This window comes from Brachybacterium sp. YJGR34, assembly GCF_003347015.1.
Lineage (GTDB): Bacteria > Actinomycetota > Actinomycetes > Actinomycetales > Dermabacteraceae > Brachybacterium.
The window spans coordinates 80,993-106,352 of the sequence record NZ_PNFB01000006.1 but is presented as its reverse complement, the minus strand read 5'-3'; the positions used below and the strand labels follow the sequence as shown (position 1 = coordinate 106,352).

The window sequence follows — 25,360 nt, the reverse complement described above, 5'->3', positions numbered from 1 at the left end:
TCCTGCCCGGCGGGGGCGGGCCGGGCGGGGATCTCTCTTGCGGCCCCCGGCGTCCCGTGGAAAGGTGGGGACGACCCACGCGGCAACGAGGCTCATTCCATCGCCGTGAGCTCGGTCGACCGCACGTCGAGCACGCAGGAGGTCATCCGTGAAGCTGCCCTGGCTCAAGTCCGCCCTCGAACATCCCGGGCCGTTCGTCTCGGTCCATCTCGACACCACCCGGACGGATCCGCACGCCGCCGCCGAGCTGGAGATGCGGTGGTCGCAGATGCGATCGGCGCTCGCGGCCGACGGTGCCCCGGAGGCGTTGCTGACGCAGATCGAGGAGACCGTGCTCAGCCCGTCGCCGATCGGCGGCCGGCACGGCCGGACGATCATCGCCTCCGACGCCGAGATCCTCGTGGACCGGGTGCTGCCCGTCCCGCCGCTGCAGGAATCCGGGTACCGCGGGGAGTTCCCGCAGCTGCTCCCGCTGCTCCAGCTGACCCCGTTCGCGGTGAGCCAGCTGCTGATCGTCGTGGACCGAGCCGGTGCGGACCTGCACCTGCGCGCTCCCGAGAACCCGTCCATCACGCAGGGCACCAACGGGCTCGGCGAGGATGCGACGGTCGAGGGAGGCCACGACGAGCTGCACAAAGCGAACCTCGGCGGCGGCAGCCAGCACGGCTGGCGCGCCAACAACTTCGAGGCACGGGTCGAGGACTCCTGGGAGCGCAATGCGGACGCGGTCGCCGAGGCGGTGGACCGCATCGTCCGCGAGCACTCCCCCGACATGGTGCTGCTCAGCGGTGACGTGCGCGCCATGGCACTGTGCCGTGAGGCGATCGGGCACGAGGTCCGGGAGCGGATCCAGGAGGTCCCCGGCGGCACCCGCGGGGTCGCCCTGGACCGGGAGTCCTTCCGCGAGGAGGTCGCCCGGGTCACCGGTGCGTTCATCGAGGACCGGCAGCGAGAGCTGGCCGCCCGCTTCCACGAGAGCCAGGCGCGGGACGGCGCCTCCGTCGGCGGTGCCGCCGAGGTCGCCCAGGCGCTCGAGCGGGGGCAGGTCGAGGAGCTGATCTTCACCGCCGGCCGCGACGTGGCCGGTCTCGAGGAGCTCGCGCGCCGCGCCCTGCTCACCGACGCCTCGGTCTCCGCCCTCGAGGAGGAGCACGACGGGCTCCCCGAGGGTGTCGGCGCCCTGCTGCGCTGGCGCGACGGGGCCACCCCGTCGAACCGCGTGGGCAGCATGAGCCACGACACCCGCCGCGAGGAGGCGGTCGACCCGGCGCGCGACGAGGACTCGCCGCACCGGCGGGAGGAGCAGTCGCTGGGTGCCTGACCACCCGGCGCCGCCGGGTGGTGGGCCGACGAGGAAGGAGGGACCGTGCCCGACGCATGGAGCCGCAAGCGTGAGCGGCAGTACGAGCACGTGAAGGACAGCCAGCTCGATGCGGGCCGCTCAGAGGAGGAGGCCGAGGAGATCGCCGCCCGGACCGTGAACAAGACGCGGGCGCAGAGCGGCGAGGCCCAGGAGGCCAGCAGGACCTCCACCGAGGACATGTCCCCGGCCGAGCGCGGCGGCCGACGGTCCGGCTCCGGGCCGCAGGGGCGCACGCGCGATCAGCTCTACGAGGATGCGCGGCGCCTGGACGTCGAGGGGCGTTCCTCGATGACCAAGGAGGAGCTCGAGGAAGCGGTCACGGAGCGCGAGGACCGCTGAGGAGGACGCCGGCGCGCCGGCGACGGCGCGACCGGCGCGGTCCTCACCGCGCGTCCAGGAGCGCTGTGTACACTGCGGCACGGCAACGGGGGAGTATCCACCACGCTGCGCACGTCATCACGGGGACTGTCGATGGTCCTCCGTGCGCCGCGGTCCGTCGAGGAGATCGACGGGCGGAGAGACCCGGGTCGACTCAGCGACCCCGGAAAGCAGAACCGTGACCGTCTCCCCGCTCATCTGGGCGATCACGATCATCGTGATCGTCGGCCTCCTGGCCTTCGACTATTTCTTCCACGTGCGCAAGGCGCACATCCCCACCCTGCGCGAAGCCGCGATCTGGTCGACGATCTACGTCGCGATCGCGCTGCTCTTCGGCGTGCTGGTCCTCCTCGGAGGCGGCGCCGAGATGGGCGGCGAGTACTTCGCCGGCTACATCACCGAGAAGGCGCTCTCGGTGGACAACCTGTTCGTGTTCCTCGTGATCATGAGCAGCTTCCGCGTCCCGCGCGAGGACCAGCAGAAGGTGCTGCTGTTCGGCATCACCTTCGCGATCATCGCGCGCTCCGCCATGATCGTCGGCGGCGCCGCCATGATCGAGCATCTGGCCTGGGCGTTCTACTTCTTCGGCCTGATCCTCCTGCTGACCGCCGGCAACATGCTCAAGCCGGAGTCCGAGGACAAGGACGAGGCGAACAACATCGTGGTCCGCCTCGCCAAGAGGCTGCTGCCCACCACCGACACCTATGACGGCGACCGTCTGTTCACCCACATCGACGGCAAGCGCGTGATGACCCCGATGCTGCTGGTCATGGTGGCCATCGGCGGCACCGACATCCTGTTCGCGCTGGACTCGATCCCGGCGATCTTCGGCCTGACCCAGAACACCTTCATCGTCTTCACGGCGACCGTGTTCTCCCTGCTGGGCCTGCGCCAGCTGTACTTCCTGCTGGACGGGCTGCTGGACCGCCTGGTCTACCTCTCCTACGGGCTGGCCGCGATCCTGGCCTTCATCGGCGTCAAGCTCATCGTCCACGCGCTGCACGAGAACTCCCTCGGGTTCGTCAACAACGGCCAGCCGGTGCCCGTCCCCGAGATCACCACGAGCTTCTCGCTCTCGGTCATCGTGGGTGTCCTGATCGTGACCGTGGCCGCGTCCCTGCTCTCGCGCCGCGGCCGGGCGAAGGCCGCCGTCGCCAGCGCGCGCCGCGATGCGGAGGCCTACGTCTCGATGAGCTACACCTCCTTCGAGGAGGAGCGTGAGCGCATCTATCGGCGTCTGCAGGAGAACGAGGACGCGATCCGGAGCCTGCCGGAGAAGTACCAGGGCCTGCTGCACGAGGAGAAGTCGCTCAGCGAGCTCCTCTCGGACGCCCACGTCATGGCCGAGAAGCGCCGTTCCGACCGCGATGGCGGCCGGCGCACCGACGAGCACCCGGAGGGCCTGCGCACCGTGGGCCCCGACGGCCGGATCCGTCGCGACGCCAGCGGCCAGATCATCTCCCGCGACGCCGATGCCCCGTCCTCGGACCCCGCCGCGGGGGCCGGGAGCGATCCGGAGCCTGCGCCCGGGACCGGGGCCGCCTCGGAGTCGGAGCTGCGCTGAGCGCGGCCGCCTCCCGCACCGCCAGCACCAGCAGCAGCTGCGCCGCGAGATAGGTGCTCATCACCCACACGCCCTGGCCGGGCAGGGTGAGCACGCCGAAGGCGTCGAGGGCGATCAGCGCATCGGAGATCACGAAGAGTGCCGCACCGAGTCCGGCACGGGGCGAGAGACCCGTGGCGAGGATCGCCATCGTGATGATCGCTCCGGCGTAGAGCACCACGACGGGCAGCAGCGCTCCGGCACCGGGCGCACACAGCACGATGATCCCCGCCGTGGCCGCCAGATAGGGAAGGACCAGCACCGGACGCGCGAGCAGCGAGCCGGCCCGGTGCGGCCAGAAGGCCAGGGCGTACGTCAGCTGCGCCAGCAGGAAGAATCCGAGCATGCCCAGGAAGCCGGCCGTCCCCGCCAGGAAGCGCGGAACGGTGTCGCCCAGCCAGGACAGCCCGAGCGCCGCCAGGGACAGACGGACCAGGGCGCCCCGCGGCGGCGCAGTCCCCGTCCAGAGCACGGCGGCCAGCGCGGGCATGAGCAGCACCTGGGTGAGAGCGGCCAGACCTTCCCGGCCGCTCGCCTGGGCGCCGAGGTGCACGAAGGACACCCCGGCCAGGATCCCCAGTGCCGGACGCATGGGCGAAGCGTAGGCCGCCGGATGCCCCCGCGGGGAGGGATCCACCTGGCGGGTTCGCCGCGGTGATGCCAGACTGGTCCGATGACCTCGACGGATCTCCCCTCGGACGCCGATGCCCTCCTCGAGCTCGCCGGAACCCACGGGCTCGAGCTCTCGCGCGAGACCCTCCGCGCCGAGGAGATCGGCCTGGACTTCCGGGTGGTCTTCGCCCGGGCCCGTGACGGGCAGGACTGGGTGCTGCGGATCCCCCGCCGAGCGGACGTGCTCGCCCGGGCGGAGATCGAGGGCCGCCTGCTGAGGACGGTGGCACCGCACCTGGACGTGGCCGTGCCCGACTGGCGCGTCCACACCGAGGACCTGATCGCCTACCCCCTGCTGCCGGGCACTCCGGGGCTCACCCTCGATGCCGCCGGGGAGGTGAGCTGGAACGTCGACGTGTCCTCTCCGGACTACGCCAGGTCCCTCGGCGCCACCGTCGCCCAGCTCCACGGGATCGGCATCGAGGAGGCCGCGGCGACCGGCATCGACGTGCTCTCCCCCGCGCAGGTGCGCGCGCGCTGGCGCACGGACCTGGAGCGGGTCGCGGAGTCCTTCGAGATCGCCCCTCCTCTGTGGGAGCGGTGGAACGCCTGGGTCGAGGAGGACAGCTACTGGCCCCGCCGCAGCGTGCTGACCCACGGGGAGATCTACCCCGGCCACACCCTCGTCGCGGACGGGCGGCTCTCCGCGGTCCTCGACTGGACCACCGCGGCCGTCGGCGATCCTGCCAAGGACCTCATGTTCCAGCGCGTGGGCGCCACGGAGGACGCCTTCGAGCTCTTCCTGGAGCACTACGAGGCCGGCGGCGGACAGCTGTGGCCGCGACTGGCCGATCACTGCACGGAGATGTTCTCCGCCTCACCCGTGGCCTACGGCCTGTTCGCCCTCGAGACGGGCCTGGCAGCGCACTGGGAGGCGGCCGCGTCCTCCCTGAACCCCACGTCAGAGGCGTGAATCACGAACCTCGTGACCTTGCTGTGACCTGAGGAACAGAAGCGACCCACGTCACATGATCAGTCCTCCGGGGCACCGGTAGGCGCATTCCTCCAGGCCACACCCGCGGGCCCCGGAGACCGCCCTCCGATCGCTCGGGAACGTCTCGGCAAAGAAGCCGTCACCACTTCTCGATCCCCCTTGCTGGGCGGGGGGAGGCGGGCCCTAGCGTGGCGACCGTTCGACCCGAGCGGGTGACGCACCACGCGCACTGCGGGAGCCGCACCTCCCCGCTCTCCACACTTTGCGAGATCGAAAGGACGTGCACATGTCCCTGCACAGCACGCACGCCAAGACCACCCCCAGGACCGCCTCCCTGCGACGCGGCATGGCCCGCACCGCGGTGACCCTCGCCGGCGGCGCGATCGTCGCCACCGGCATGCTCGCCACCGGCACCGCCGCGAACGCGGCCGGCGGCTGGGACGAGGTCGCCGCCTGCGAGTCCGGCGGCGACTGGTCCATCAACACCGGCAACGGCTACTACGGCGGGCTCCAGTTCTCGCAGTCGACCTGGGAGGGCTACGGCGGCACGCAGTACGCGGCCACCGCCGACCAGGCGAGCAAGAGCCAGCAGATCGCCATCGGCGAGAAGGTCCTGGCCGGTCAGGGCGCGGGCGCCTGGCCGAACTGCGGCTCCGCGCTCAGCGGCGGCGCCGACACCTCCGGCGCTCCGGCGGCCGAGGACAGCGGCTCCTCCGAGTCGGATGCCGGCTCCGAGCAGTCCTCGCAGGAGTCCACCGAGTCCACCGAGTCCACCGAGTCTCGCGAGAGCGGCCAGCAGGCCAACCGCTCCACCGAGCGCGAGAGCACCGAGCCCCAGGGCGACTGGAGCTGCGACGGCGACGGCATCGCCGACAACTGCGACGAGAACGGCTTCGCCAAGGAGACCGAGCCCGCCGAGGAGCCCGAGCAGGCACCCGCCGAGGAGGCCCCTGCCCAGGAGCAGGCGCCCGCCGAGGACACCGAGCAGGCGGAGGCCCCGGCCGAGCAGGCCGCCCCGCAGCAGAGCCCGGCCGCCGAGCCCGGCTCGCAGGCGACCGCCGATCTCTCCGTGGCCGGCACCCTCGAGGTGGACGGCACGATGGGCCCGAAGACCATCACCGCCCTGCAGGACTGGCTGGGCGTCGAGCAGACCGGTGAGATGAACGAGGAGACCACCCTCGCTCTCCAGGGCTGGGCGAAGACCCACCAGGACGGCGTGATCGGCGAGAACACCGTCGCCGGCCTCCAGCACGAGATCGGCGCCTCCCAGAACGGCTCCGACTCGATCGACGAGGACACCGTGGAGGTCCTGCAGACCTTCCTCAACCTCTACTGAGCACCACCGCGACAGCACGGTCCGCCGCGACCGACCGCTGACGCCCTGCGGCAGCGCCGCACTCTCCCGGACGGCCGGGTCACCCTCGCGGGTGGCCCGGCCGTCCTGCGTCTGCCGCCGGGGCCGTGGCGACGCGCTCCTCGATCGTGCCGGGCAGGGACTGCCCCGAGGCGGACCGGCTCGCGCAACCTCCGGCAACAACCCACGGGCGCTCCGCGGACTCGCCAGACTCGGAGGGCCTGCTGTCCGCGGCGTCGCGGCGGCTAGAGTGCACTGGAGAGCGCTTCCACGGCGCTCGCGATGCTGCGAGCACCGTGCCTGTCCATCCGCTGACCCCACCGTGCCGCCCGTCCGGCACGGTCATCCCCCAGAAGATCAGGAGACACCATGTCGGAGAAGACCGTTCGGCTCGGAATCATCGGGCTCGGCGCCCAGGGCGGCGCCTACGCCGGCCTGCTCAGCGAGGGGCGGGTCCCGGGCATGAGCCTCGGCGCGATCGCGGACACCGACCCGGCCAAGCGCGAGCTCGCCGCCGAGAAGCACCCGGACACCCCCTTCCACGACGACTACCTCGCGATGCTCGACTCCGGGGACGTGGACGCCGTGGTCACGACCGTCCCCCACTTCCTGCATCCCGAGATGACGATCACCGCGCTCGGCAAGGGCATCCATACGCTGACGGAGAAGCCCGCGGGCGTGTACACGAAGCAGGTCGAGGAGATGAACGCCTTCGCGGCGGCGCATCCCGAGACCACCTTCGCGATCATGTTCAACCAGCGCACCAATCCGGTCTACACCGACCTCAAGGCGCTCATCGACTCCGGGGAGCTGGGGGCGCTGCGCCACACCTCCTGGATCATCACCACCTGGTGGCGGCCGCAGGGCTACTACGACCAGTCGGCGTGGCGCGCCACCTGGGGCGGCGAGGGCGGCGGCGTGCTGGTCAACCAGGCGCCGCATCAGCTGGACCTGTGGCAGTGGCTCTGCGGCACCCCGCAGAAGGTGTTCGCGAAGCTGGCCTTCGGCTTCCGGCGCGACATCGCCACCGAGGACGAGGTCAACGCCCTCGTGGACTTCGGCAACGGCGCCACCGGCCACTTCATGACCAGCACCAACGACATCGTCGGCACGGACCGCCTGGAGATCCTCCTGGATCGCGGCAAGATCGTGGTGGAGGGCTCGAAGACGGTGACCATCACGCGCCTGGCCGAGGACGAGCGGGTGCTCAGCGAGCGCATGTCGATGCAGGAGGTCGCGAAGCTCTTCCGCGGCGAGCAGGACACCTCGGAGGTCCTGACCGTCGAGGAGAAGGTGTACGACTCGGCCTGGGGCTCCCAGCACGTCGAGGTGCTCACCAACTTCGCCGCGCACATCAACGACGGCGTCCCGCTCATCGCGGACGGCGCCGAGGGCATCAACGGCGTGCGCCTGGCCTCGGGGATGCAGCTGTCGGCGTGGACGGGGCGGGAGATCGACCTCGTGGACTACCCCTCCGAGGAGTACCTCGCCGAGCTCAATCGCCGCATCGAGGACGAGGGCGAGTACCCGACGCGCTCCTGAGCTCCGGCTCCGCCCGCCGGCTCCCCGTCAGGAGACGGCGGGCTGGAGGTAGGTGCGGATCTCGCGGAGGGCGGCGGTCCTCGCCGCGCCCGCGAAGCGCAGCACATGGCAGAAGTCGACGCGCTCCTGCCCGCTCACGAGGTACCCGTCGCAGGCGGCGAGGCGGCCGTGGCTGAGGACGGTGAGGATCTCGCCGTGCTCGGGCGGGACGGGCGGCGGGAGTATCCCGCCGGGCGCCGGCTGCTGCCCGTCCGCGGCGCCCACGAGGATCCATCGGGTGTCCTCGCGCAGCCAGGGGCGCACGTGCTCCTCCTCCCCCGCCGCCCAGGCCGCCGCGAGATCGGCGACGATCCTCATCCGCGGCGAGTTGCCGCAGTCTGCCGTGACGGTCATCTCCATGGTCCGAGCCTAGGTGCCGGACAGGCCCGTGCCCAGGCGTCCTGGCCGCCGGGGCCGGGTGCCGCGGGGGCCGATCCGCCGCCGCCGGGGCGCACCGGCGGCGAGAGACACCCCACGGAATCCGGCTTCCTGACCGTGCACTGGACGGAGCTGCAACACGGCTCCAGGGTTCGGGGCGTAGCGTCTCGCGGGCCGACAACCACAGGAGGCACAGTGAAGGTCCCCAGCACCTCGACTCTCCGCACCACGTTCGCCGCCATCTCCTTCGCCGCCGTCGTCGCCCTCACCGGGTGCAGCGACGACGGCGGTGCGTCCTCCGGCGCCAGCGACGGCGGTGGTGCGCCCGCCGCGAGCGACGGCGGGAGCGCCGCCGCGTCCGACGGCGGCGCCCAGCAGATGCCCGAGGCCGACCTCTCCGGCGTCCCCGAGGTCGTCGCCGTGGTCAACGGCGAGGAGATCACCAAGGACGAGTTCGCCGCCGCCTACGAGACGCAGTTCCAGCAGGCCTCGATGCAGCAGCAGAGCACCGGCCAGGAGGTCGATCAGGACGAGCTCAAGCAGCAGGTCGCCGCGCAGCTGGTGGACAACCGCCTGCTGCTGCAGGGCGCGCAGGACGCCGGCATCGAGCCGACCGACGCGGACATCGACGCGACCCTCGAGGAGATCGCCCAGCAGAACGGCCTGGGCTCCGCCGACGAGGTGATCTCGACCCTCGAGCAGCAGGGGCTGAGCGAGGAGGACGTGCGCAGCGACGCCGGCGAGCAGTTCCAGCTCACCACCTTCATCGAGCAGGAGGCCAACATCTCCGAGCCCACCGACGAGGAGCTGAAGGCCCAGTACGAGGAGCTCGTCGCCCAGCAGTCCCAGGCCGGCGGTCAGCAGTCCGAGGTGCCGCCCTTCGAGGACGTCAAGGAGCAGCTCGCCCAGCAGTCCGTCTCCCAGCAACAGAACGAGGCGGCGACGCAGATCGCCGCGGAGCTGCGCGAGAGCGGCGAGGTCACCGTCAACATCTGAGGCACCGCCACCACGCGGTGGCCGGGACCTGAGAGGATTTCCCCATGATCCTGATCAACGTCAAGTTCCCCGTGAAGTCCGAGTTCGCCGACCGCTGGCCGGAGATCTCCCGGCCCTTCACGGAGGCCACCCTCGCCGAGCCCGGCAATCTGTGGTTCGAGTGGTCCCGCAGCGTGGAGGAGCCGAACACCTACGTGCTCATCGAGGCGTTCACCGACGAGGGCGCCGGCCCCCATGTGGACTCCCCGCACTTCCGCGCGATGCAGCAGGAGTTCCCGCAGTACCTGGAGGCGACTCCGCAGATCGTCTCCCACCAGGTCGAGGGCGAGGGCTGGGGCCCGATGGGCGAGCTCACCGTCGGCTGAGCGCGCTCTCGCGACGCGGCCGCGGCGGTACGGGCCTCAGCGCTCGCCGTCGCGGCCGAGCGTGGTCACGGGGGTCGCGCCGGGGCGGGACCACTGGGGCACCGGCCGGCTGGTGGGGCCCCAGGTGGGGTTCCCCTCGGCGTCGGAGCGCCAGGCCCAGCAGGCGTGACGCCCGGTCGGCCAGCCGGCGGGCATGTCCTCCCAGTCCTCGCCGCGACCGTAGGCGGTCATGTCCAGCAGTCCCAGCGAGTAGTTGACCCGCTCGTTGCCGCGCCCGGTGGTGCGGTAGGTGAGGAACACGCGGTCGCCGTCGCGCAGGAAGCTGGCCAGATGGCCCATGTTGCCGCCGATCGGATCGGGGAGCCCGCGCACGGAGTACCAGGGCACCCGCCGGTACCCCATGAAGTCCGTGAAGGGATGCACCTCCTCCCAGCGGCCGGTGGTGAGGATCGCGAGCGCGACCCCGTGGGCGTCGAGGTACGTCGCATCGTGCAGATGCCAGGCCGTGGTGGTGCAGCCCTCGCACTGTCCCTGGTGCGGAGCACCGTCGTGCCACATGTGCTGGTACACCACCAGGCGGTCGTGCTCCCCGAACAGCGCGGAGAAGGGCACGGGACCGACGGGACCGACGACCTCCGCCGCCGCGTCCACCTCCACCATCGGCAGCCGGCGCCGAGCGGCGGCGATCGCGTCCCCCTCGCGGGTGTGGGCCTTCTCGCGCGCGAGCAGCTCCTCGCGGGCGCCCTGCCAGGTGGCCATGTCGACCACGGGCGGGCGCCCGGGGGCCCGTTCCGGCGGCGTCGTCATCGCTCAGCGCTCCCAGGCCGTGCCGGGAGGGTGCGGCAGGTAGGTGGGGCGGTACTCGAGCAGCTGGAGCCCGCCGTCGAAGGTGCGGGCCCGGAGCAGCTCGAGGGAGAAGTCCTCGAAGTGCTCCCAGATCCGCTCCAGCCCCGTGCGGCCGGTGACCACGGGGAACAGGACCACCCGGAGGACGTCCACCAGACCGGCCCGCAGCAGCGAGTGACTGAGGCGGATGCTGCCCACGGTGGTCAGCGGCAGCGGCGAGGTGCGCTGCAGCTCGCGCACCGCCTCGACCGCATCGGTGCTGATGAGTCGGGTGTTCTCCCAGGACAGCGGCTCCTCGAGGGTCGAGGAGAAGACCACCTTGCTCGCCGCGCCCATCGCCGCGAAGCTCGCCTTCTCCTCCTCGGCGACATCGAGCTCGCGCGCCTCCCGGGCCATCCGCGCCATCAGCCGATAGGTGGTGGCTCCCATCAGCTGCAGGCGCTCGGGTTCGGAGGCGAGCCAGTCGAGGTACTCCTGGCTCTGCAGTCCCCACCAGCCGGGCCATCCCTCGGCCGCGGCGCATCCGTCCAGGGACAGGATGAAGTCCACGAGCAGCAGCTGCGGTGCATGCGATGCGTCGGTGTCACCCATGGTGCGTCCTCGCCGTCGGGGTCCCCGGGCTGCGACGGTGCCGGGGATCACCACGGTACTGCGCACCGCGCCGCGTGGCCACCGTCTCGCGGCGGCTCTAGTTGCACTCACTGCACCTCGCACCTACTGTCGTCCAGGGACGTGCTGGCGCCGTCCTCCTCCCCCGACGCCTCCGGCCCGGGGCCCCGACGCACGAGAGAGGGATGGTCGTGTGACCACCGACAGCACCGGACCCGCGAAGACGCCCCGCGAGGGAGCGGTCCCGGCGGGCGTGAACCGCAATGTGGTCCTCACCGTGCTGGTCTCCGGCGCCTTCGTCGTCATCCTCAACCAGACCCTGCTGAACACCGCACTGCCGGCGTTCATGCGCGACTTCGGCATCACCGCCGTCTCCGCGCAGTGGGTCACCACGCTGTTCATGCTGGTCAACGGGATCATGATCCCGGTCACCGCGTTCCTCATCCAGAAGTTCACCACGCGTGCGCTGTTCTTCACCGCGATGGGACTGTTCATCGCCGGGACGATCCTGTGCGCCCTCGCGCCGATCTTCCCGGTGCTGCTGGCCGGGCGCGTGGTGCAGGCGGCCGGCGGCGGCATCATCATGCCGCTGGTGCAGAACGTGCTGTTCGCCGTGTTCCCGGTGGAGAAGCGCGGCAGCGCGATGGGCACGATGGGACTGGTCATCTCCTTCGCCCCGGCGATCGGTCCGAGCCTCTCCGGCTGGATCGTGGACCATTTCCCGTGGCAGACCCTGTTCCTCATGATGGTCCCGATCGCGGTGGCAGACGTGATCGTCGCGCACTTCATCCTCCGCAACGTCACCGAGCGCACCTTCCCGCGCCTGGACGTGCTCTCGATCATCCTGTCCTCCCTCGGGTTCGGCGGACTGCTGCTGGGCCTGGGATCCGCCGGCAACGCGGGCTGGACCAGCGCCACCGCACTGGTTCCGCTCGGCATCGGCATCGTCACCCTGGTGTGGTTCGTGCTGCGGCAGCTGCGCCTGGAGGAGCCGCTCCTCGAGTTCCGCGTGCTGCGCTACTCGGTGTTCACCCTCGGCACGGTGCTGGGCATGCTGGTGTTCATGGCGATGATCGGCGGGATGCTGCTGCTGCCGCTGTACATGCAGAACATGGCCGGCCATTCCGCGGTGGCCTCGGGTCTGGTGCTGCTGCCCGGTGCCGCCGTGATGGGGGTGATGTCCCCGGTGACGGGCCGGATCTTCGATCGCTTCGGCGCGCGGTGGCTCGCGATCATCGGCTTCTCCCTGGTCGCCGTCTCCACCTTCCTGCTCACCGGGCTCACCACGGAGACGACCTTCGCCTACATCGCGGGGATCAACACGGTGCGGATGCTCGGCACGGCGATGGTGATCATGCCGGTGACCACCGCGGCCCTGAACTGGCTGCCGATGCGGCTGATCCCCCATGGCACCGCCCTGAACAACACGCTGCGCCAGATCGCGGCCTCTGTCGGCACCGCGGTGCTGGTCACGGTCATGTCCGCGGCGGCGCGCGATCCGGAGGTGCACGGGCCCGCCGGCGCCATCCACGGCGTGAACGTCGCCTTCGTGGTCGCCGGAATCTTCGCCGTGCTGGGAGTGATCGGCTCCTGCTTCCTGCGCGACACCATGCCGCGCCGCTCGACCGTCGGCCCGTCGGCCCCCGGGACGCCGGGTCCCGGGGAGTCCGGACTGCGAGACTGACGGCACCCGCCACCCTGGACGCGTGACCTGCGACACGTGTCCGAGTACCCTGACGGTCCAGGTCGCCCCTCATTCCGGGGACGACGCCGTCACCGACCGGGGAGTCGAGATGTCCCGCCATCAGGGCCGCACCTACGTCGTCACCGGTGCCGAGAGCGACATCGGCGAGCTCACCGCCGCACTCCTCGAGGACGAGGGCGCCCGGGTGCTGCGCTGCGGCGCCGTGGATGATCTCGACGTGCGGGCCGATCTCGTCGGTGACCTCGGTCGGGACATGCTCGTGTCCGAGGTGGGCCGTCTCGCGCCCAGCGGCATCGACGGGCTGGTGCTGATCGCGGAGGGTCGGGCGGCGACGGCGGAGGCCGTCCATGTCGACTACTTCGGGATGCTCGCGGCGCTGGCCGGTCTGCGACCTCTGCTGCGGCTGCGCCCCGCGCCGCGCGTGGTGGTGGTCTCCTCCGCCGTGACGCTGACCGACGGCGATGCCGACGTCATCACCGCATGTCTGCGGGGGGACGAGGAGGCCGCGCACACCGCCGCCGAGCACGCGGTCGCCGCCGGCCGCGGGGGCATGCTGTACCGCTCGGCGAAGATCGCCCTGAACCGATGGGTGCGGCAGTCGGCGACGGCCGACGAATGGGCGGGCACGGGCGTGGTCGTCAACGTCGTGGCTCCCGGCGTGGTCGAGGAGGGCGAGGGAGCCCAGGGGGCGTCCCGCGACACCGCCCGGACGCGCATGCTCAACGCCGCGCTCCCCCAGCCGCTGGGTTTCCCCGGACCGTCGCGGGCCGTGGCAGCGGCGATCTCCTGGATGGTCAGCGAGGAGAACTCCTTCATGGCCGGGCAGATCGTGTTCGTCGACGGCGGGGCGGATGCCGCGCTGCGCGCGGACCGGCCCTACCTCCAGGGGGTGCGCTACGGCCCGCTGTCCCTGGGGAGGATGCTGTTCTGGGGGGTGCGCTCGAAGGTGGGGGTTCCCCTGCGCCGCGCGCGGCGCGGGGCCTGAGCGCGGACCGAGTCCGCGAGGTCGCCCCCGCTGCGCGCCGGGATGTCACGCACCACCCGGCGTGCGAGCGCGACGGCCGGGAGGCCGCACGGCGTCCTACAGTGAGGACCATGCTGACCGAGACCGCGCTCCGTGAGGCCTTCTCCCACGTCCCGCAGGGCGTGGCCCTCCTCGCCGCCGAGGTCGACGGCGTCAAGCACGGGCTGGTCGCCTCGACCTTCACCGTGGGGGTCTCACTGGATCCGCCGCTGGTCTCGGTGGCGGTGCAGCACACCTCCCGCACCTGGCCGCTGCTGCGCGAGCACGGCCACCTCGGGGTCACCGTGCTGGGCCGGGCGCAGGCGGGCATCGCCGTCCAGCTCGCCGCGACGGATCGTGCGCGCCGCTTCGAGGGAGTGGAGGTGCGGGTCGACGACGAGGGCGCGCTGTGCCTCGAGTGTGCCCCGACCTGGATGACCGTCCGGGTCCACGACCAGATGCGGGCCGGGGACCACGACCTGGTGCTGCTCGAGGTGCTCACGATCGGCCGCCATCCGGAGGCCGAGGCGATGGTCTTCCACCGCAGCCGGTTCAACGATCTGGTGCCCCGGGAGCGGCCGGCCTGAGGCCCGCGGCCGTCGTCGCGCCGGGCGACGACGGCCGCGGCGGGATCAGACCGCGGCGGCGGGCTCCGCCCCGCTGTCGCTGTCGCTGCCGCGCCGACGCAGCAGCTGCACGATCACCACGGCGACGGCGAGGGCGAGCCCGGCCGCGGAGACGGGGATGGACGGATAGACCATCATCACGCCGGCCACGGCGAGCAGGATCCGCTCGGCCCTCGTCGCCGGGCCCACCAGATAGCCGGCCATGCCCGCGGAGAGCGCCGTCATGCCCAGGATGACGGTGGTCAGCGCCGGGATGAGCTCCCCGATCGTGCCCTCCAGCAGGAGCGAGGGCTCCAGGACGAAGACGAACGGGACCAGGAATCCGGCGATGGCCAGGCGCAGCGCCGTCACGCCGGTCTTCAGCGGATTGGAGCCGGCGATGCCGGAGCCGGCGTAGGCCGCCAGGCACACCGGCGGGGTGACGTCCGCGAGGATCCCGAAGAAGAACACGAACATGTGCGCCGCGATCATCGGGACGTCGAAGTTGTTCACCAGGATCGGTGCGGCGACGGTCGCGGTGACCACGTAGTTCGCGGTGGTGGGAAGGCCCATGCCCAGGATCAGGCAGACGATCATCGTCATCAGCAGCACCAGCAGGAAGTTGCCCTGGGCGAGGTCGATGACGGTGTTGCCCAGTCGACCGCCCAGACCGGTGCCGGTCACGGTGCCCGCGACGATGCCGGCCGTCGCGCAGGCGGCGATCACCGGCAGCGCCGTGCGGGCGCCCGCCTCGAGCGTCTGCACGATGCCGATCAGGGACAGCCGGGTGGAGCGCCGCAGGAAGCTCAGCGCGAAGGCGACCGCGATCCCCCACAGCGCCGCGCGCGCGGGCGAGAAGCCCGAGAGCATCATGAACACGATGACCACCAGCGGAAGCAGCAGATCCAGCCGGGCCAGCAGGCTCCTCCACGGCGGGAGAGCCGAGCTCGGGATGCCCGTGATCCGATCGCGCTTGGCCTCGAAGTGCACCGAGAGGAAGGCGCCGAGGAAGTAGAGCGCCGCGGGGATGATCGCGATGACGATGATCTGGTTGTACGGGATCCCGGTGTACTCCGCCATGATGAACGCGGCCGCGCCCATGATCGGCGGCATCAGCTGACCGCCGGTGGAGGCGGTGGCCTCGGCCGCCCCGGCGAAGCTGGGCTTGAAACCGGCCCGCTTCATGAGCGGGATCGTGAAGGACCCGGACGCGACGGTGTTGGCCACCGACGATCCGGAGATCATGCCCTGCAGCCCGGAGGCCGCCACGGCCGCCTTCGCGGGACCGCCGGTGAAGCGGCCGGTGAGGCGGAAGGCGAGATCGTTGAAGAGCTGGCCGATGTTGGTGCGGATCAGCACCACCGCGAACAGCAGGAACAGGAAGATGAAGGTGGAGGAGACCTGGATCGGGGTGCCGAAGATGCCCGAGCGGGCGGTGAAGTAGGTGCTCACCGCGTAGTCCTGCCAGGTCTGCCCGACGATCACCGTGGAGTACCCGATCGCCGCCAGGGCGATGAGCACGATGGGCACGCCCACGCAGCGGCGGGTCGCCTCGAGGGTGAGCACGATGCCCAGCGTCGCCACCACGTAGTCGATCGTGTCGAAGCCCATGATCTGCACCAGGTTGCTGGTCAGATGCGAGTACCGCAGGACGATGTAGAGGTTCACCCCCAGCCCCACGAACGCCAGCACGGCGTCCCACCAGGGGATGCCGGCCTTCCCGTTGCGGCGCTCGACCCGCTTCCCGGCGGGGTAGAGCAGGAAGATCAGCGAGGTCGCCCCGCCGAGGTGGATCGCCCCCTGCACCAGGGACGTGCGGGATCCGGTGATGCCGGTGTACAGGTGGAACACCGTCAGGGCGACCGAGAGGCCACCCACCACCCAGGCCCACAGCCCCAGGTTCGTGCGGAAACGGCTGGACGTGTCGTGCTCGCGCAGCACCTCCTCGGCCTCGTGCTGCGCGTTCTCGTCGACCTCGAGTCGTGAGACCTTCGGAGCGTCCTCGTGGTCCTTACTGCTCATCTCAGAGGAGTCCCTCTTCCTCGTAGTACTGCTCGGCGCCCGGGTGCAGGGGCACCTCGCCCTGGCCCGAGAGCGCGAAGTCGTGGCCGATCAGGCTGCTCTGCGGCAGCGTGATCTCGCCGGCGTGCTCGAAGGTCGCCTTGGTGATCTCGTAGCCCAGTTCGGGGCTGACCTGCGTGGTCGAGGCGACCAGTGCGGCCGCCACGGACAGGGTGATGACCGGCTCCTCGAGGAAGTCGTAGGAGTCCGTCTCGATCGTGTAGACGTCGAACAGGGTCTCCCCGGCCACCTGGTCGGCCGTCTCCTGGTCGAGGGAGACGAGCTTGACCTCGTTGGTCGCGGCGAGGTCGCCGAGCGAGCCCGTCGGCGTGCCCACGACGAACAGCGAGGCGTCGATGTTGTTGTCGCGCAGCAGGTCCAGGGAGCTGGCGAAGTCCTGCTCGAAGGGCTCGTAGTCGCCCTCGCCGATGTCGTAGGCGGCGAGGATTGCGTCGGAGACCGCGCGGGTGCCCGAGCCGACGTCGCCCACGGCGATCTTCTTGCCCGCGAGGTCCGCCGGGGACTCGATGCCGCTGCTGGCGAGGGTGACGATGTGCGCGGCCTCGGGGTACAGGCCGGCGATCCAGCCGAGGTTGTCGACCTGCGCACCCTCGAACTCGCCCTCGCCGATGACCGCCGAGTTGGCGGTGTCGGACTGGACGATGCCCAGCTGCCACTCGCCCTGGAAGATCTTGCCGATGTTCTCGACCGAGGCACCGGAGTCGGTGTAGTTGACGGTGACGCCCTCGATGTTGTCCTCGTAGATGGCGGCGTACTCGCCGCCCAGCGGGTAGTACACGCCGCCGGTGCCGCCGGTGCCGAAGGTGAGGTCGGTGACGAAATCACCCTCGCCGCCGCCGGTGCCGCCGCCGCTCTCGTTGCCGCAGGCAGCCAGCAGTCCCAGGGCCGCCACCGGGCCCAGCGTCGCGAATGTGCGTCGTCCGATTCTCATGAGTTCTCCTCAGGGTCGCGGTCTTCCGACCGGTGCTTCGGGCGGCCCTTGCGACATCGATGCCGGTGGGTCCGTGAATGGATCGGCCCCATCACAGCACAACTGTGCCGCTCCATACCGCACTGTGGACGGCACTGGGGCAACAGTCCTATAACGGTGGGGGCCGTCGGCGCACCCCGCGAGAGCAGCGGCCCTCAGGGCCGCAGGCCGGCGGCGACCTCCTCGAGCGCCCGGGCGGAGGCACGCAGCCTGTCGAGCTCCGTCTCGTCGAAGGGCGTCCCGGCGATCGGGCGGGCCCCGGCGGAGCCGACGACACTGGGCACCGAGAGTGCCACGCCGTCGATCCCGTGGAAGCCGGAGAGCACCGTCGAGACGTTCAGCACCGCATTCTCGTCCCGGAGGATCGCCTCGACGATGCGCGCGCTGGACAGGCCGATCGCATAGTTGGTCGCGCCCTTGCCCTGGATGACCGTGTAGGCGGCATCGCGCACGTCCACCGCGATCCCGTCGAGCAGCTCACGGGTGAACAGGGGCGACCCGTCCTCGCCGCGCCACTCCAACAGGGGCACGGTGCCGATGGTCGCCGTGGACCACAGGGGGAACTCGGTGTCTCCGTGCTCGCCGATGATCTGGGCGTGCACGCTGGTGGGCGCCACGCCCGCGCGGCGGGCGATCTCCCAGCGCAGGCGGGAGGAGTCCAGCACGGTGCCGGAGGCGAACACCCGGGCGGCCGGCAGTCCGGAGGCCTCGTGGGCCAGCATGGTCAGCACGTCGCAGGGGTTGGTGACGATCACGAAGATCGCGTCGGGAGCGACCTCGAGCGTCTCGCGCATCAGGGAGCCGACGATCCGCGCGTTGGTGGCCGCCAGCTCGATGCGGGTCTGCCCGGGCTTCTGCTTGGCACCCGCGGTGATCACCACGACGTGGGAGCCTGCGGCCACGCCGATATCGGCACCGCCGTCGATGTCCGAGGCGCCGGTGAAGAGGGTGCCGTGGGCGAGATCGAGGACCTCGGCCTCCGTCTTGGCCGCGTCGATGTCGTAGAGGGCCACGTGCCGGGCGGAGCCCCGGATCAGCGCGGCGTAGGCGACGCTGGAGCCGACGGCTCCGGCACCGATGACGGTGAGCTTCGAGTTCTCGATCATGGACTCAGGCTAGTGCGGACCCGCCCCGTGGAACAGGGACATGATGCCCGGCGGGCGCTCCGGCGCCGGCGCCGGTCAGAGCTCGTGGACCTGTCCGTCCTGCACGTGCCAGCGCCGGTCGGTGCGGACGGCCCGGAGCATGCGGCGGTCGTGGGTGACCAGCAGCAGGGTGCCCTCGTAGGTCTCCAGGGCCTGCTCGAGCTGCTCGATGGCGGGCAGGTCGAGGTGATTGGTCGGCTCGTCGAGCACGAGCAGGTTGACGCCGCGGGCCTGCAGCAGCGCGAGGGCGGCGCGCGTGCGCTCCCCCGGGGACAGCTCGCCCACGCTCCGGCCGACGTGGTCGGCGCGCAGCGCGAACTTCGCCAGCAGGGTGCGCACCTCGGCGGGCGTCATCTCCGGCACCTGCGCCCCGACGGCGTCGGCGAGCGGCGCGGTGCCCTCCAACAGGGAGCGGGCCTGATCGATCTCGCCGATCCTCACGTTCGCACCGAGGGAGGCGGAGCCCTGCACGGGCGCCTGCCGGCCCAGCAGGGTGAGCAGCAGCGTGGACTTCCCGGCGCCGTTGGTGCCGGTGATGCCGATCCGGTCCCCGGCGTCGACCTGCAACGACACTGGTCCGAGGGTGAAACCGCCCTGCTCGACGACGGCATCGGCGAGGGTGGAGACGACGCTGCCGGAGCGCGGCGCCGCGGCGATCTCGAGCTGGAGCCGCCACTCCTTGCGGGGCTCGTCGACCTCCTCGAGGCGGGCGATCCGGCTCTCCATCTGCCGCACCTTCCGCGCCTGCTTCTCGCTGGACTCCGACTGGGCGCGGCGGCGGATCTTGTCGTTGTCCGGCGAGGAGCGCATCGCATTGCGCACGCCCTGGCTCGACCACTCGCGCTGGGTGCGGGCTCGGGACGCGAGGTCCGCCTTCGTGGCGGCGTACTCCTCGTACCGCTCGCGGGCGTGGCGGCGGAGGGTGGCGCGCTCCTCGAGATAGGACTCGTAGCCGCCGCCGTAGACGCGATTGCTGTGCTGGGCGAGATCGAGCTCGAGCACGGTGGTCACGCAGCGGGCGAGGAACTCGCGGTCGTGGCTGACCAGGACCACCCCGCCGCGCAGGCCCCGGACGAAGCCCTCCAGGCGCTCGAGGCCGTCGAGGTCGAGATCGTTGGTGGGCTCGTCGAGGAGGACGAGGTCGAAACGGCTCAGCAGCAGCGCCGCGAGGCCCACCCGGGCGGCCTGCCCGCCGGACAGGGAGGTCATGACCGTCCGCTGCACCTCCTCCGGGGCGACGGGCAGTCCCAGCTCGGCGAGCACCGCGGGGATGCGCTCCTCGAGGTCGGCGGCGCCGCTGGCCAGCCAGCGGTCCAGGGCGGTCGAGTAGACCTCCGCCGGATCGGGCGCGCCGGGTGCCCTCTGCTCAGCCAGGGCCATGGCCGCCGCGTCCATCTCCGCGCTCGCCCGAGCGCAGCCGGTGCGGCGGGCGATGTATCCGGCGACCGTCTCGCCGGGCACGCGCTCGTGCTCCTGCGGGAGATGGCCGACGAAGGCCCCGGACGGGGACAGGGTGACGGCCCCTTCCTGAGGCAGGTCCTCGGCGGCGAGCAGACGCAGCAGGGTGGACTTGCCGGCGCCGTTGGCTCCCACCACGCCGACCACGTCGCCGGGCGCGACGGTGAGGTCGAGCCCCTCGAAGAGGGTGCGGTGGCCGTACCCTCCGGCCAGGCCATGGGCGACGAGGGTGGCGGTCATCGGGCCATCCTCCCACCGCGGAGGGAGCGGCGGCGAGACCGCCCTGCTCATCCCGGGACGCTTCGCGGTGCGCTCGGCGGCCGCGCTGCGCGGCGCGGGGATCTCAGTCCTGCGCGGCGCCGATGCCGAGGGCGGCGGCGTGCTCGCTGACGGTGCGGGCGAGGACGAGGTCGCGCCTGGTGATCCCACCGACGTCGTGGCTGGTCAGGGTCACGGCGACAGAGGGGTAGGTGAGGAGGAGGTCGGGGTGGTGGTTCGCCTCCTCGGCGGAGGCGCCGATGCTCTGGACCAGCTGCAGCCCGGTGGCGAAGTCACCGGTGGCGAAGCGGGCCGTGAGGGTCTCGCCCTCCTGCTGCCAGTCGGGGAGGTCGGCCTCGGAGATCTCGTCGGGGGTGAGGAGTGTCGTCGGATCAGCCATACCTCCATCGTGCCCCCGCCGGGACGGATCGGCCACCCCTCCCCCGCGCGACGACCTCTCCGGAGGGGCGGCGACCGCTGCTCGGCAGGATCCGGGACACTGGGGAGATGGACGATCTGCAGGTGACCCCCGGCCCCGGTGCGCCGCACGGGCTGCAGATCCCGGACGCGGAGCTGATCGAGCAGTTCTCCCACGCCTCGGGCCCCGGCGGGCAGGGCGTCAACACCGCCGATTCCCGGGTGCAGCTGAGCCTGGACCTCGCGACCACCTCCGCGCTCGACGAGGTCCAGCGCGACCGCGCCCTGTCCCGCCTCGCGCCGCGGCTCGCCGGGAGCGTGCTGACCCTCACCGCCTCCGAGCAGCGTTCCCAGCGCCAGAACCGCATCGCGGCCCGGCAGCGGCTCGCGGCGCTGCTGCGGGAGGCGGTCGCGCCGCCCGTGGTGCGGCGGGCGACGCGCCCCACCAAAGGGTCGAAGCGCCGACGGCTGGAGGCGAAGCGTCGCCGCGGGGACGTCAAGCGCACCCGCCGGAAGCCCGGGGCCGAGTGACCGGCCGGCACCGCCGCCCGACGGCCCGTCACCCCCGATCCGGCGGACCGTCCCGCACCGCACCCGTCCACCCACGGGAGCGCCACCCCCCGGAGAGCGGCGGTGGCCTAGGTTGACGTCATGATCCGACGCCTCCTCGCCCGCACCTTCTGGGCGTTCAGCCCCTGGACGCTCGCCGGTGCCGGACGCCCGGAGCGTCCCACCGTGATCCTCGGGGCGCCGCACACCTCGAACTGGGACTTCGTCTTCATGCTCGCGATCGCCTGGAGGCACCGGATCCCGCTGCGCTGGCTGGGCAAGCACGACCTGTTCACCGGGTGGAAGGGGCCGGTCATGCGCGCCCTGGGAGGAATCCCCGTGGATCGCTCCGATCCCGCCCGCGTGGTCGAGGAGGTGGTGGACCAGGTGCACGCCGGCACGGTGTTCGGCCTGGTCATCACGCCCGACGGCACACGCGGGGGGCACACGCACTGGAAGTCCGGCTTCTACCGCATCGCCCGCACCGCCCAGCTGCCGGTGACGCTGGGCTTCGTGGACCGCACCACCATGACCACCGGCCTGGGGCCCACCCTCGAGCTCACCGGCGAGGTCGCCGCGGACATGGACCGGATCCGCGCGTTCTACGCGGACAAGGCCGGGTACACGCCCGGGAAGCGGGTCGAGCCGCGCCTGCGCGAGGAGGACGCGGGCCCCGCGCCCGAGGCCGGCCCCGACGGAGAGGCTCCGACCGGCTGAGCGGGAGCCCGCGCGGGAATCCCGCTGGCCCCGGCCGCGACAACGGTGTTCACTGACGCCATGCCGCTGCATGTCGATGAGCTCACCGTGACCACGGACCAGGTCCGCGCACTGCTCCAGGACCAGGCGCCGCAGTTCGCCGGCGAGGAGATCACCGCGCTGGAGGCCGGCGGCACGGTCAACACCATCTACCGCGTGGGGGAGGAGGCGACCGCTCGCTTCCCGCGGCAGGCCCACGCCCCGGCGGCGGACGCGGAGCGCTGGCTGCGCGAGGACGCGGAGCGGATGGCCCTCTTCGCCGCCGTCTCGCCGGTCCCGGGACCGAGGACCCTGGTCGTCGGCCGCCCCGGGCACGGCGTCCCGATGCCCTGGAACCTCCAGACCTGGCTGCCCGGCACGGTCGCCTCGCCCCGGGGCCACCGCGAGGAGATCTCCCTCGCCGAGGACCTCGCCGCGCTCATCACGTCCCTGCGCGCGGTCGACGTCACGGGCCGGCGCTTCACCGGTCCGGGCCGCGGCGGCACGCTCCGCGCCCATGACGACTGGGTCCGCGACTGCCTGGCGCGATCGGAGGGACTGCTGGAGACCGCCCCGCTGCGTGCCCAGTGGGAGCGCCTGCGCGAACTGCCCGCGCCCCCGCGCCTCGCCCTGTGCCATACCGATCTGATCCCCGCGAACCTCCTGGTCGCCGGCGGCCGGCTGGTGGGCGTGCTGGACACCGGCGGCACCCGACCGGCAGACCCCGCGCTGGACCTCGTCGCCGCCTGGCACCTCTTCGACGAGGGCGCCCGGGAGCATCTGCGCAGCGCACTGGGCTGCGGCGACGAGGAGTGGGAGCGGGGCCGTGGCTGGGCCTTCGAGCAGGCCATCGGGCTGGTCTGGTACTACGACACCTCCCATCCGGCGATGGCGGAGCTGGGCCGCAGCACCCTGGCGCGACTCGTCGCGGCCGCGGCCTGATCCCCGCTGGGGCGCTCAGCTCTCCTCGAGCTCCGCCTCCCGCCGCGGCGCCTCCTCGCGCGGCGTCTCCCCGTCGGCCGGCACCTCGACGGCGATCCCCCGCCGGATCGACACCGCGACCGCGACGGCGATGACGAGCACCGCCGCGCCGGCGATCGCGAAGCGCAGCGGGTTCGCCTCCCCGCTGAGCGCGGACATCCCGACCACGGCCGGGGCGATCAGCACCGCGACCAGGTTCATCACCTTGATCAGCGGGTTGATGGACGGTCCGGCGGTGTCCTTGAACGGATCGCCGACGGTGTCGCCGATGATCGTGGCCTCGTGGGCGGCGGAGCCCTTGCCGCCGTGGTGCCCGTCCTCGACGATCTTCTTGGCGTTGTCCCAGGCGCCGCCGGAGTTGGCCAGCAGGATCGCCATCAGCACGCCGGTGGCGATGGCCCCGGCCAGATAGCCGGCGAGCGCAGGCGCTCCGAGGCCGAAGCCCACGGCGATGGGGGCGGCGACGGCGAGCAGGCCCGGGGTGGCCAGCTCGCGCAGCGAGTCCCGGGTGACGATGTCGACCACCCGTCCGTACTCGGGCTTCGCGCTGTAGTCCATGATCCCGGGGATCTCCCGGAACTGCCGGCGGACCTCGTGGACCACGGCGCCCGCGGCGCGGCCGACGGCGCTGATCGCGAGCCCCGAGAACAGGAACACCACGGAGGAGCCGACCACCACGCCCACCAGCGTCGGCGGGGCGAAGACGACGGACTGGGCGAGGAAGTCCTCGTACCGCTCCCCCAGCACGCCGCGGATCGCGTCGGTGTAGGAGCCGAACAGGGCGGTCGCCGCGAGCACCGCGGTGGCGATCGCGATGCCCTTGGTGATCGCCTTGGTGGTGTTGCCGACGGCGTCGAGCTCGGTGAGCACTTGGGCGCCCTCGTCGTCGACGTCCCCGGACATCTCGGCGATGCCCTGCGCGTTGTCCGTCACCGGGCCGAAGGTGTCCATCGTGACGATCACGCCGACGGTGGTCAGCAGCCCGCAGCCGGCCAGGGCGACGGCGAACAGGCCGGCCACCCCGGCGCCGCCCAGGAGGAAGGTGCCGAAGACCGCGGCGCCGATGACCAGCGCGGTGAAGACCGCGGACTCCAGCCCCAGGGAGAACCCGGCGAGGACCACGGTCGCCGCGCCGGTGCGGGAGGTGGCGGCGACCTGCCTCACCGGGCGGTCCTCGGTGCTCGTGTAGTAGCCGGTGAGGAAGAGGATCAGCACCCCGAGCACAATGCCGATCACGACGGAGGCCGCGGCCACCAGCCGCGGATCGTCCACCGCCGCACCCACGTCCCCGGTCCCCAGCTCGGCGAAGCTGCCCGGCAGATAGAGGTAGGCGGCCGCCGTGCACAGCACGGCGGAGATCGCGGCGGAGATCAGGAACGCCCGGCGGATCGCGCGCAGGGTCGACTCCCCGGCCCGCGGCGCGGTGAGGTAGATGCCGATCAGCGCGGTCAGCACCCCGATCGCCGGGACCAGCAGCGGGAACACCATGCCCGCCTCACCGAAGGCGGCCCGGCCCAGGATCAGCGCGGCGACCAGCGTCACCGCGTAGGACTCGAAGAGGTCCGCGGCCATCCCCGCGCAGTCGCCCACGTTGTCGCCGACGTTGTCCGCGATGGTCGCGGCGTTGCGCGGGTCGTCCTCGGGGATGTTCTGCTCGACCTTGCCCACGAGGTCGGCGCCGACGTCGGCCGCCTTGGTGAAGATGCCGCCGCCCACGCGCATGAACATCGCGACCATCGCCGCCCCGAAGCCGAAGCCCTCGAGCACCAGCGGGGCGTCGCCACGGAACAGCAGCACCACCGTGCCCGCGCCCAGCAGGCCGAAGCCGATGGTCGCCATCCCGACGCAGGCTCCCGTGCGCACGGCGATCCGGGCGGCGATGTCGCGGCCGGAGGCCTGGGCGGCCGCCGCCACCCGCACGTTCGCGCGCACCGCGAGCCACATGCCGAGATAGCCGATGAGGCCGGAGAAGGCGGCACCGACGAGGAAGGCCGCCGAGCGCGCGCCGCGCAGCAGCACGGCGTCCGCCCCCGTCGAGGCGTGCACCGGGAGCAGCATCAGCAGCACGACGGCGATCACCGCGAACACCCCGAGGGTGCGCAGCTGCCGCCGCAGGAACGCCGCGGCCCCCTCCTGCACGGCCGCGGCGACGGCGTTCATGTTCGCGGTGCCGGCCTCGGCACGGAGCACCTCGGTGCGGAACCGCAGCGCCATCGCCAGGGCCAGCAGGGCGATCACCGCGATCACCCCCACCGTGGTGAGACTCGCCGCGGACAGCTCGATCGACTCCGGTCCCATCAGGTCCTCCTCACCTCGTCGTGAGCATCGACGGCTCCCCCGGGCCGCAGCCTTCCGGGTGTGCCCGCGGTCACA

24 protein-coding genes are annotated in these 25,360 nt (G+C 72.0%); 14 read left to right on the top strand and 10 right to left on the bottom strand.

All coding sequences use genetic code 11. From position 1 onward, the window contains the following. Positions 1 to 148: 148 nt before the first annotated feature. The 3 genes from CXH06_RS07880 to CXH06_RS07870 all read left to right on the top strand — a co-directional run bounded on the left by CXH06_RS07880 (position 149) and on the right by CXH06_RS07870 (position 3,305). On the top strand, positions 149 to 1,321 hold the full coding sequence (locus CXH06_RS07880) for a Vms1/Ankzf1 family peptidyl-tRNA hydrolase (RefSeq protein WP_114854626.1): 1,173 nt from the start codon (positions 149 to 151) through the stop codon (positions 1,319 to 1,321). Positions 1,322 to 1,366: 45 nt separating this feature from the next. Beyond that, complete coding sequence (locus CXH06_RS07875) at positions 1,367 to 1,702, top strand: plasmid stabilization protein (RefSeq protein ID WP_114854625.1); 336 nt, start codon at positions 1,367 to 1,369, stop codon at positions 1,700 to 1,702. A 217-nt stretch (positions 1,703 to 1,919) separates the two neighbouring features. Continuing rightward, entirely contained in the window at positions 1,920 to 3,305 is a 1,386-nt protein-coding gene (locus CXH06_RS07870; RefSeq protein ID WP_114854624.1) for a TerC family protein, read from the top strand. On the opposite strand, the gene CXH06_RS07865 is transcribed toward CXH06_RS07870, so the two are convergent. After that, complete coding sequence (locus CXH06_RS07865; protein WP_114854685.1) at positions 3,196 to 3,936, bottom strand: lysoplasmalogenase; 741 nt, start codon at positions 3,934 to 3,936, stop codon at positions 3,196 to 3,198. The two genes, CXH06_RS07870 and CXH06_RS07865, sit on opposite strands and share 110 nt — an antisense overlap. Before the next feature lie 81 nt (positions 3,937 to 4,017). Here CXH06_RS07865 and CXH06_RS07860 point away from each other — a divergent pair, with 81 nt between their 5' ends. The 3 genes from CXH06_RS07860 (at position 4,018) to CXH06_RS07850 (ending at position 7,846) form a co-directional block, all read left to right on the top strand. Next, a complete protein-coding gene (locus CXH06_RS07860; protein WP_114854623.1) occupies positions 4,018 to 4,929 on the top strand; it encodes a macrolide 2'-phosphotransferase in 912 nt (303 codons plus the stop codon). A gap of 307 nt (positions 4,930 to 5,236) precedes the next feature. Beyond that, positions 5,237 to 6,286 carry a transglycosylase family protein gene (locus tag CXH06_RS18765; protein ID WP_114854622.1) on the top strand — a complete coding sequence of 350 codons (1,050 nt, stop codon included), beginning with the start codon at positions 5,237 to 5,239 and terminating at the stop codon, positions 6,284 to 6,286. A gap of 387 nt (positions 6,287 to 6,673) precedes the next feature. Further along, the gene (locus CXH06_RS07850) at positions 6,674 to 7,846 is read left to right on the top strand and encodes a Gfo/Idh/MocA family protein (protein WP_114854621.1); all 1,173 of its coding nucleotides are present in this window, start codon (positions 6,674 to 6,676) and stop codon (positions 7,844 to 7,846) included. 27 nt (positions 7,847 to 7,873) lie between these two features. Here CXH06_RS07850 and CXH06_RS07845 read toward each other — a convergent pair whose 3' ends face one another. Continuing rightward, the gene (locus CXH06_RS07845; RefSeq protein ID WP_157975656.1) at positions 7,874 to 8,245 is read right to left on the bottom strand and encodes a hypothetical protein; all 372 of its coding nucleotides are present in this window, start codon (positions 8,243 to 8,245) and stop codon (positions 7,874 to 7,876) included. A gap of 213 nt (positions 8,246 to 8,458) precedes the next feature. On the opposite strand from CXH06_RS07845, the gene CXH06_RS07840 reads away from it, so the two are divergent. Both CXH06_RS07840 and CXH06_RS07835 read left to right on the top strand, forming a co-directional pair. Further along, positions 8,459 to 9,259, top strand: a complete 801-nt coding sequence (locus tag CXH06_RS07840; protein WP_114854619.1) for a SurA N-terminal domain-containing protein — start codon at positions 8,459 to 8,461, stop codon at positions 9,257 to 9,259. A gap of 44 nt (positions 9,260 to 9,303) precedes the next feature. Further along, positions 9,304 to 9,624, top strand: coding sequence for a putative quinol monooxygenase (locus CXH06_RS07835; RefSeq protein ID WP_114854618.1), 321 nt, complete (start codon positions 9,304 to 9,306; stop codon positions 9,622 to 9,624). Between the two features lie 36 nt (positions 9,625 to 9,660). Here CXH06_RS07835 and CXH06_RS07830 read toward each other — a convergent pair whose 3' ends face one another. Beyond that, positions 9,661 to 10,431, bottom strand: coding sequence for a DUF899 family protein (locus CXH06_RS07830; protein ID WP_114854617.1), 771 nt, complete (start codon positions 10,429 to 10,431; stop codon positions 9,661 to 9,663). A 3-nt stretch (positions 10,432 to 10,434) separates the two neighbouring features. Then, positions 10,435 to 11,061: a dihydrofolate reductase family protein gene (locus CXH06_RS07825; protein ID WP_114854616.1), complete on the bottom strand. Its 627-nt coding sequence runs from the start codon at positions 11,059 to 11,061 to the stop codon at positions 10,435 to 10,437. Positions 11,062 to 11,272: 211 nt separating this feature from the next. Here CXH06_RS07825 and CXH06_RS07820 point away from each other — a divergent pair, with 211 nt between their 5' ends. The 3 genes from CXH06_RS07820 (at position 11,273) to CXH06_RS07810 (ending at position 14,374) form a co-directional block, all read left to right on the top strand. Beyond that, on the top strand, positions 11,273 to 12,763 hold the full coding sequence (locus CXH06_RS07820; RefSeq protein ID WP_304650811.1) for an MDR family MFS transporter: 1,491 nt from the start codon (positions 11,273 to 11,275) through the stop codon (positions 12,761 to 12,763). A gap of 109 nt (positions 12,764 to 12,872) precedes the next feature. Beyond that, positions 12,873 to 13,769 carry an SDR family oxidoreductase gene (locus tag CXH06_RS07815; protein WP_114854614.1) on the top strand — a complete coding sequence of 299 codons (897 nt, stop codon included), beginning with the start codon at positions 12,873 to 12,875 and terminating at the stop codon, positions 13,767 to 13,769. 110 nt (positions 13,770 to 13,879) lie between these two features. Next, positions 13,880 to 14,374 (top strand): flavin reductase family protein, encoded by a 495-nt coding sequence (locus CXH06_RS07810; protein ID WP_114854613.1) that lies wholly within the window; start codon positions 13,880 to 13,882, stop codon positions 14,372 to 14,374. Between the two features lie 45 nt (positions 14,375 to 14,419). Here CXH06_RS07810 and CXH06_RS07805 read toward each other — a convergent pair whose 3' ends face one another. The 5 genes from CXH06_RS07805 to CXH06_RS07785 all read right to left on the bottom strand — a co-directional run bounded on the left by CXH06_RS07805 (position 14,420) and on the right by CXH06_RS07785 (position 20,705). Continuing rightward, complete coding sequence (locus CXH06_RS07805; protein ID WP_114854612.1) at positions 14,420 to 16,414, bottom strand: TRAP transporter permease; 1,995 nt, start codon at positions 16,412 to 16,414, stop codon at positions 14,420 to 14,422. A gap of 1 nt (position 16,415) precedes the next feature. Beyond that, positions 16,416 to 17,405: a TAXI family TRAP transporter solute-binding subunit gene (locus tag CXH06_RS07800; protein WP_114854611.1), complete on the bottom strand. Its 990-nt coding sequence runs from the start codon at positions 17,403 to 17,405 to the stop codon at positions 16,416 to 16,418. Positions 17,406 to 17,599: 194 nt separating this feature from the next. Next, positions 17,600 to 18,550 (bottom strand): L-lactate dehydrogenase, encoded by a 951-nt coding sequence (locus tag CXH06_RS07795; RefSeq protein ID WP_114854610.1) that lies wholly within the window; start codon positions 18,548 to 18,550, stop codon positions 17,600 to 17,602. Positions 18,551 to 18,625: 75 nt separating this feature from the next. Next, positions 18,626 to 20,287: an ABC-F family ATP-binding cassette domain-containing protein gene (locus CXH06_RS07790; RefSeq protein ID WP_114854609.1), complete on the bottom strand. Its 1,662-nt coding sequence runs from the start codon at positions 20,285 to 20,287 to the stop codon at positions 18,626 to 18,628. A 103-nt stretch (positions 20,288 to 20,390) separates the two neighbouring features. Further along, positions 20,391 to 20,705, bottom strand: a complete 315-nt coding sequence (locus CXH06_RS07785) for a 4a-hydroxytetrahydrobiopterin dehydratase (RefSeq protein WP_114854608.1) — start codon at positions 20,703 to 20,705, stop codon at positions 20,391 to 20,393. 107 nt (positions 20,706 to 20,812) lie between these two features. On the opposite strand from CXH06_RS07785, the gene arfB reads away from it, so the two are divergent. The 3 genes from arfB (at position 20,813) to CXH06_RS07770 (ending at position 22,948) form a co-directional block, all read left to right on the top strand. Continuing rightward, positions 20,813 to 21,253 (top strand): alternative ribosome rescue aminoacyl-tRNA hydrolase ArfB, encoded by a 441-nt coding sequence (gene arfB, locus CXH06_RS07780; RefSeq protein ID WP_114854607.1) that lies wholly within the window; start codon positions 20,813 to 20,815, stop codon positions 21,251 to 21,253. Positions 21,254 to 21,373: 120 nt separating this feature from the next. Next, complete coding sequence (locus CXH06_RS07775; RefSeq protein ID WP_114854606.1) at positions 21,374 to 21,988, top strand: 1-acyl-sn-glycerol-3-phosphate acyltransferase; 615 nt, start codon at positions 21,374 to 21,376, stop codon at positions 21,986 to 21,988. A 60-nt stretch (positions 21,989 to 22,048) separates the two neighbouring features. Continuing rightward, complete coding sequence (locus tag CXH06_RS07770) at positions 22,049 to 22,948, top strand: aminoglycoside phosphotransferase family protein (RefSeq protein WP_114854605.1); 900 nt, start codon at positions 22,049 to 22,051, stop codon at positions 22,946 to 22,948. Between the two features lie 15 nt (positions 22,949 to 22,963). Here the strand turns inward: CXH06_RS07770 and CXH06_RS07765 are convergent, their stop codons facing one another. Then, positions 22,964 to 25,285 carry a sodium-translocating pyrophosphatase gene (locus tag CXH06_RS07765; protein ID WP_114854604.1) on the bottom strand — a complete coding sequence of 774 codons (2,322 nt, stop codon included), beginning with the start codon at positions 25,283 to 25,285 and terminating at the stop codon, positions 22,964 to 22,966. Positions 25,286 to 25,360 lie beyond the last annotated feature (75 nt).

Excerpts from the sequence above, each read along its gene's own strand:
- CXH06_RS07850 (WP_114854621.1), top strand. The coding sequence starts at position 6,674 with ATGTCGGAGAAGACCGTTCGGCTCGGAATCATCGGGCTCGGCGCCCAG.
- CXH06_RS07790 (WP_114854609.1), bottom strand. The coding sequence starts at position 20,287 with ATGACCGCCACCCTCGTCGCCCATGGCCTGGCCGGAGGGTACGGCCAC.
- CXH06_RS18765 (WP_114854622.1), top strand. The coding sequence starts at position 5,237 with ATGTCCCTGCACAGCACGCACGCCAAGACCACCCCCAGGACCGCCTCC.
- CXH06_RS07800 (WP_114854611.1), bottom strand. The coding sequence starts at position 17,405 with ATGAGAATCGGACGACGCACATTCGCGACGCTGGGCCCGGTGGCGGCC.
- CXH06_RS07815 (WP_114854614.1), top strand. The coding sequence starts at position 12,873 with ATGTCCCGCCATCAGGGCCGCACCTACGTCGTCACCGGTGCCGAGAGC.
- CXH06_RS07835 (WP_114854618.1), top strand. The coding sequence starts at position 9,304 with ATGATCCTGATCAACGTCAAGTTCCCCGTGAAGTCCGAGTTCGCCGAC.
- CXH06_RS07765 (WP_114854604.1), bottom strand. The coding sequence starts at position 25,285 with ATGGGACCGGAGTCGATCGAGCTGTCCGCGGCGAGTCTCACCACGGTG.
- CXH06_RS07785 (WP_114854608.1), bottom strand. The coding sequence starts at position 20,705 with ATGGCTGATCCGACGACACTCCTCACCCCCGACGAGATCTCCGAGGCC.
- CXH06_RS07810 (WP_114854613.1), top strand. The coding sequence starts at position 13,880 with ATGCTGACCGAGACCGCGCTCCGTGAGGCCTTCTCCCACGTCCCGCAG.
- arfB (WP_114854607.1), top strand. The coding sequence starts at position 20,813 with ATGGACGATCTGCAGGTGACCCCCGGCCCCGGTGCGCCGCACGGGCTG.
- CXH06_RS07825 (WP_114854616.1), bottom strand. The coding sequence starts at position 11,061 with ATGGGTGACACCGACGCATCGCATGCACCGCAGCTGCTGCTCGTGGAC.
- CXH06_RS07770 (WP_114854605.1), top strand. The coding sequence starts at position 22,049 with ATGCCGCTGCATGTCGATGAGCTCACCGTGACCACGGACCAGGTCCGC.
- CXH06_RS07805 (WP_114854612.1), bottom strand. The coding sequence starts at position 16,414 with ATGAGCAGTAAGGACCACGAGGACGCTCCGAAGGTCTCACGACTCGAG.
- CXH06_RS07830 (WP_114854617.1), bottom strand. The coding sequence starts at position 10,431 with ATGACGACGCCGCCGGAACGGGCCCCCGGGCGCCCGCCCGTGGTCGAC.
- CXH06_RS07795 (WP_114854610.1), bottom strand. The coding sequence starts at position 18,550 with ATGATCGAGAACTCGAAGCTCACCGTCATCGGTGCCGGAGCCGTCGGC.
- CXH06_RS07865 (WP_114854685.1), bottom strand. The coding sequence starts at position 3,936 with ATGCGTCCGGCACTGGGGATCCTGGCCGGGGTGTCCTTCGTGCACCTC.
- CXH06_RS07845 (WP_157975656.1), bottom strand. The coding sequence starts at position 8,245 with ATGGAGATGACCGTCACGGCAGACTGCGGCAACTCGCCGCGGATGAGG.
- CXH06_RS07860 (WP_114854623.1), top strand. The coding sequence starts at position 4,018 with ATGACCTCGACGGATCTCCCCTCGGACGCCGATGCCCTCCTCGAGCTC.
- CXH06_RS07775 (WP_114854606.1), top strand. The coding sequence starts at position 21,374 with ATGATCCGACGCCTCCTCGCCCGCACCTTCTGGGCGTTCAGCCCCTGG.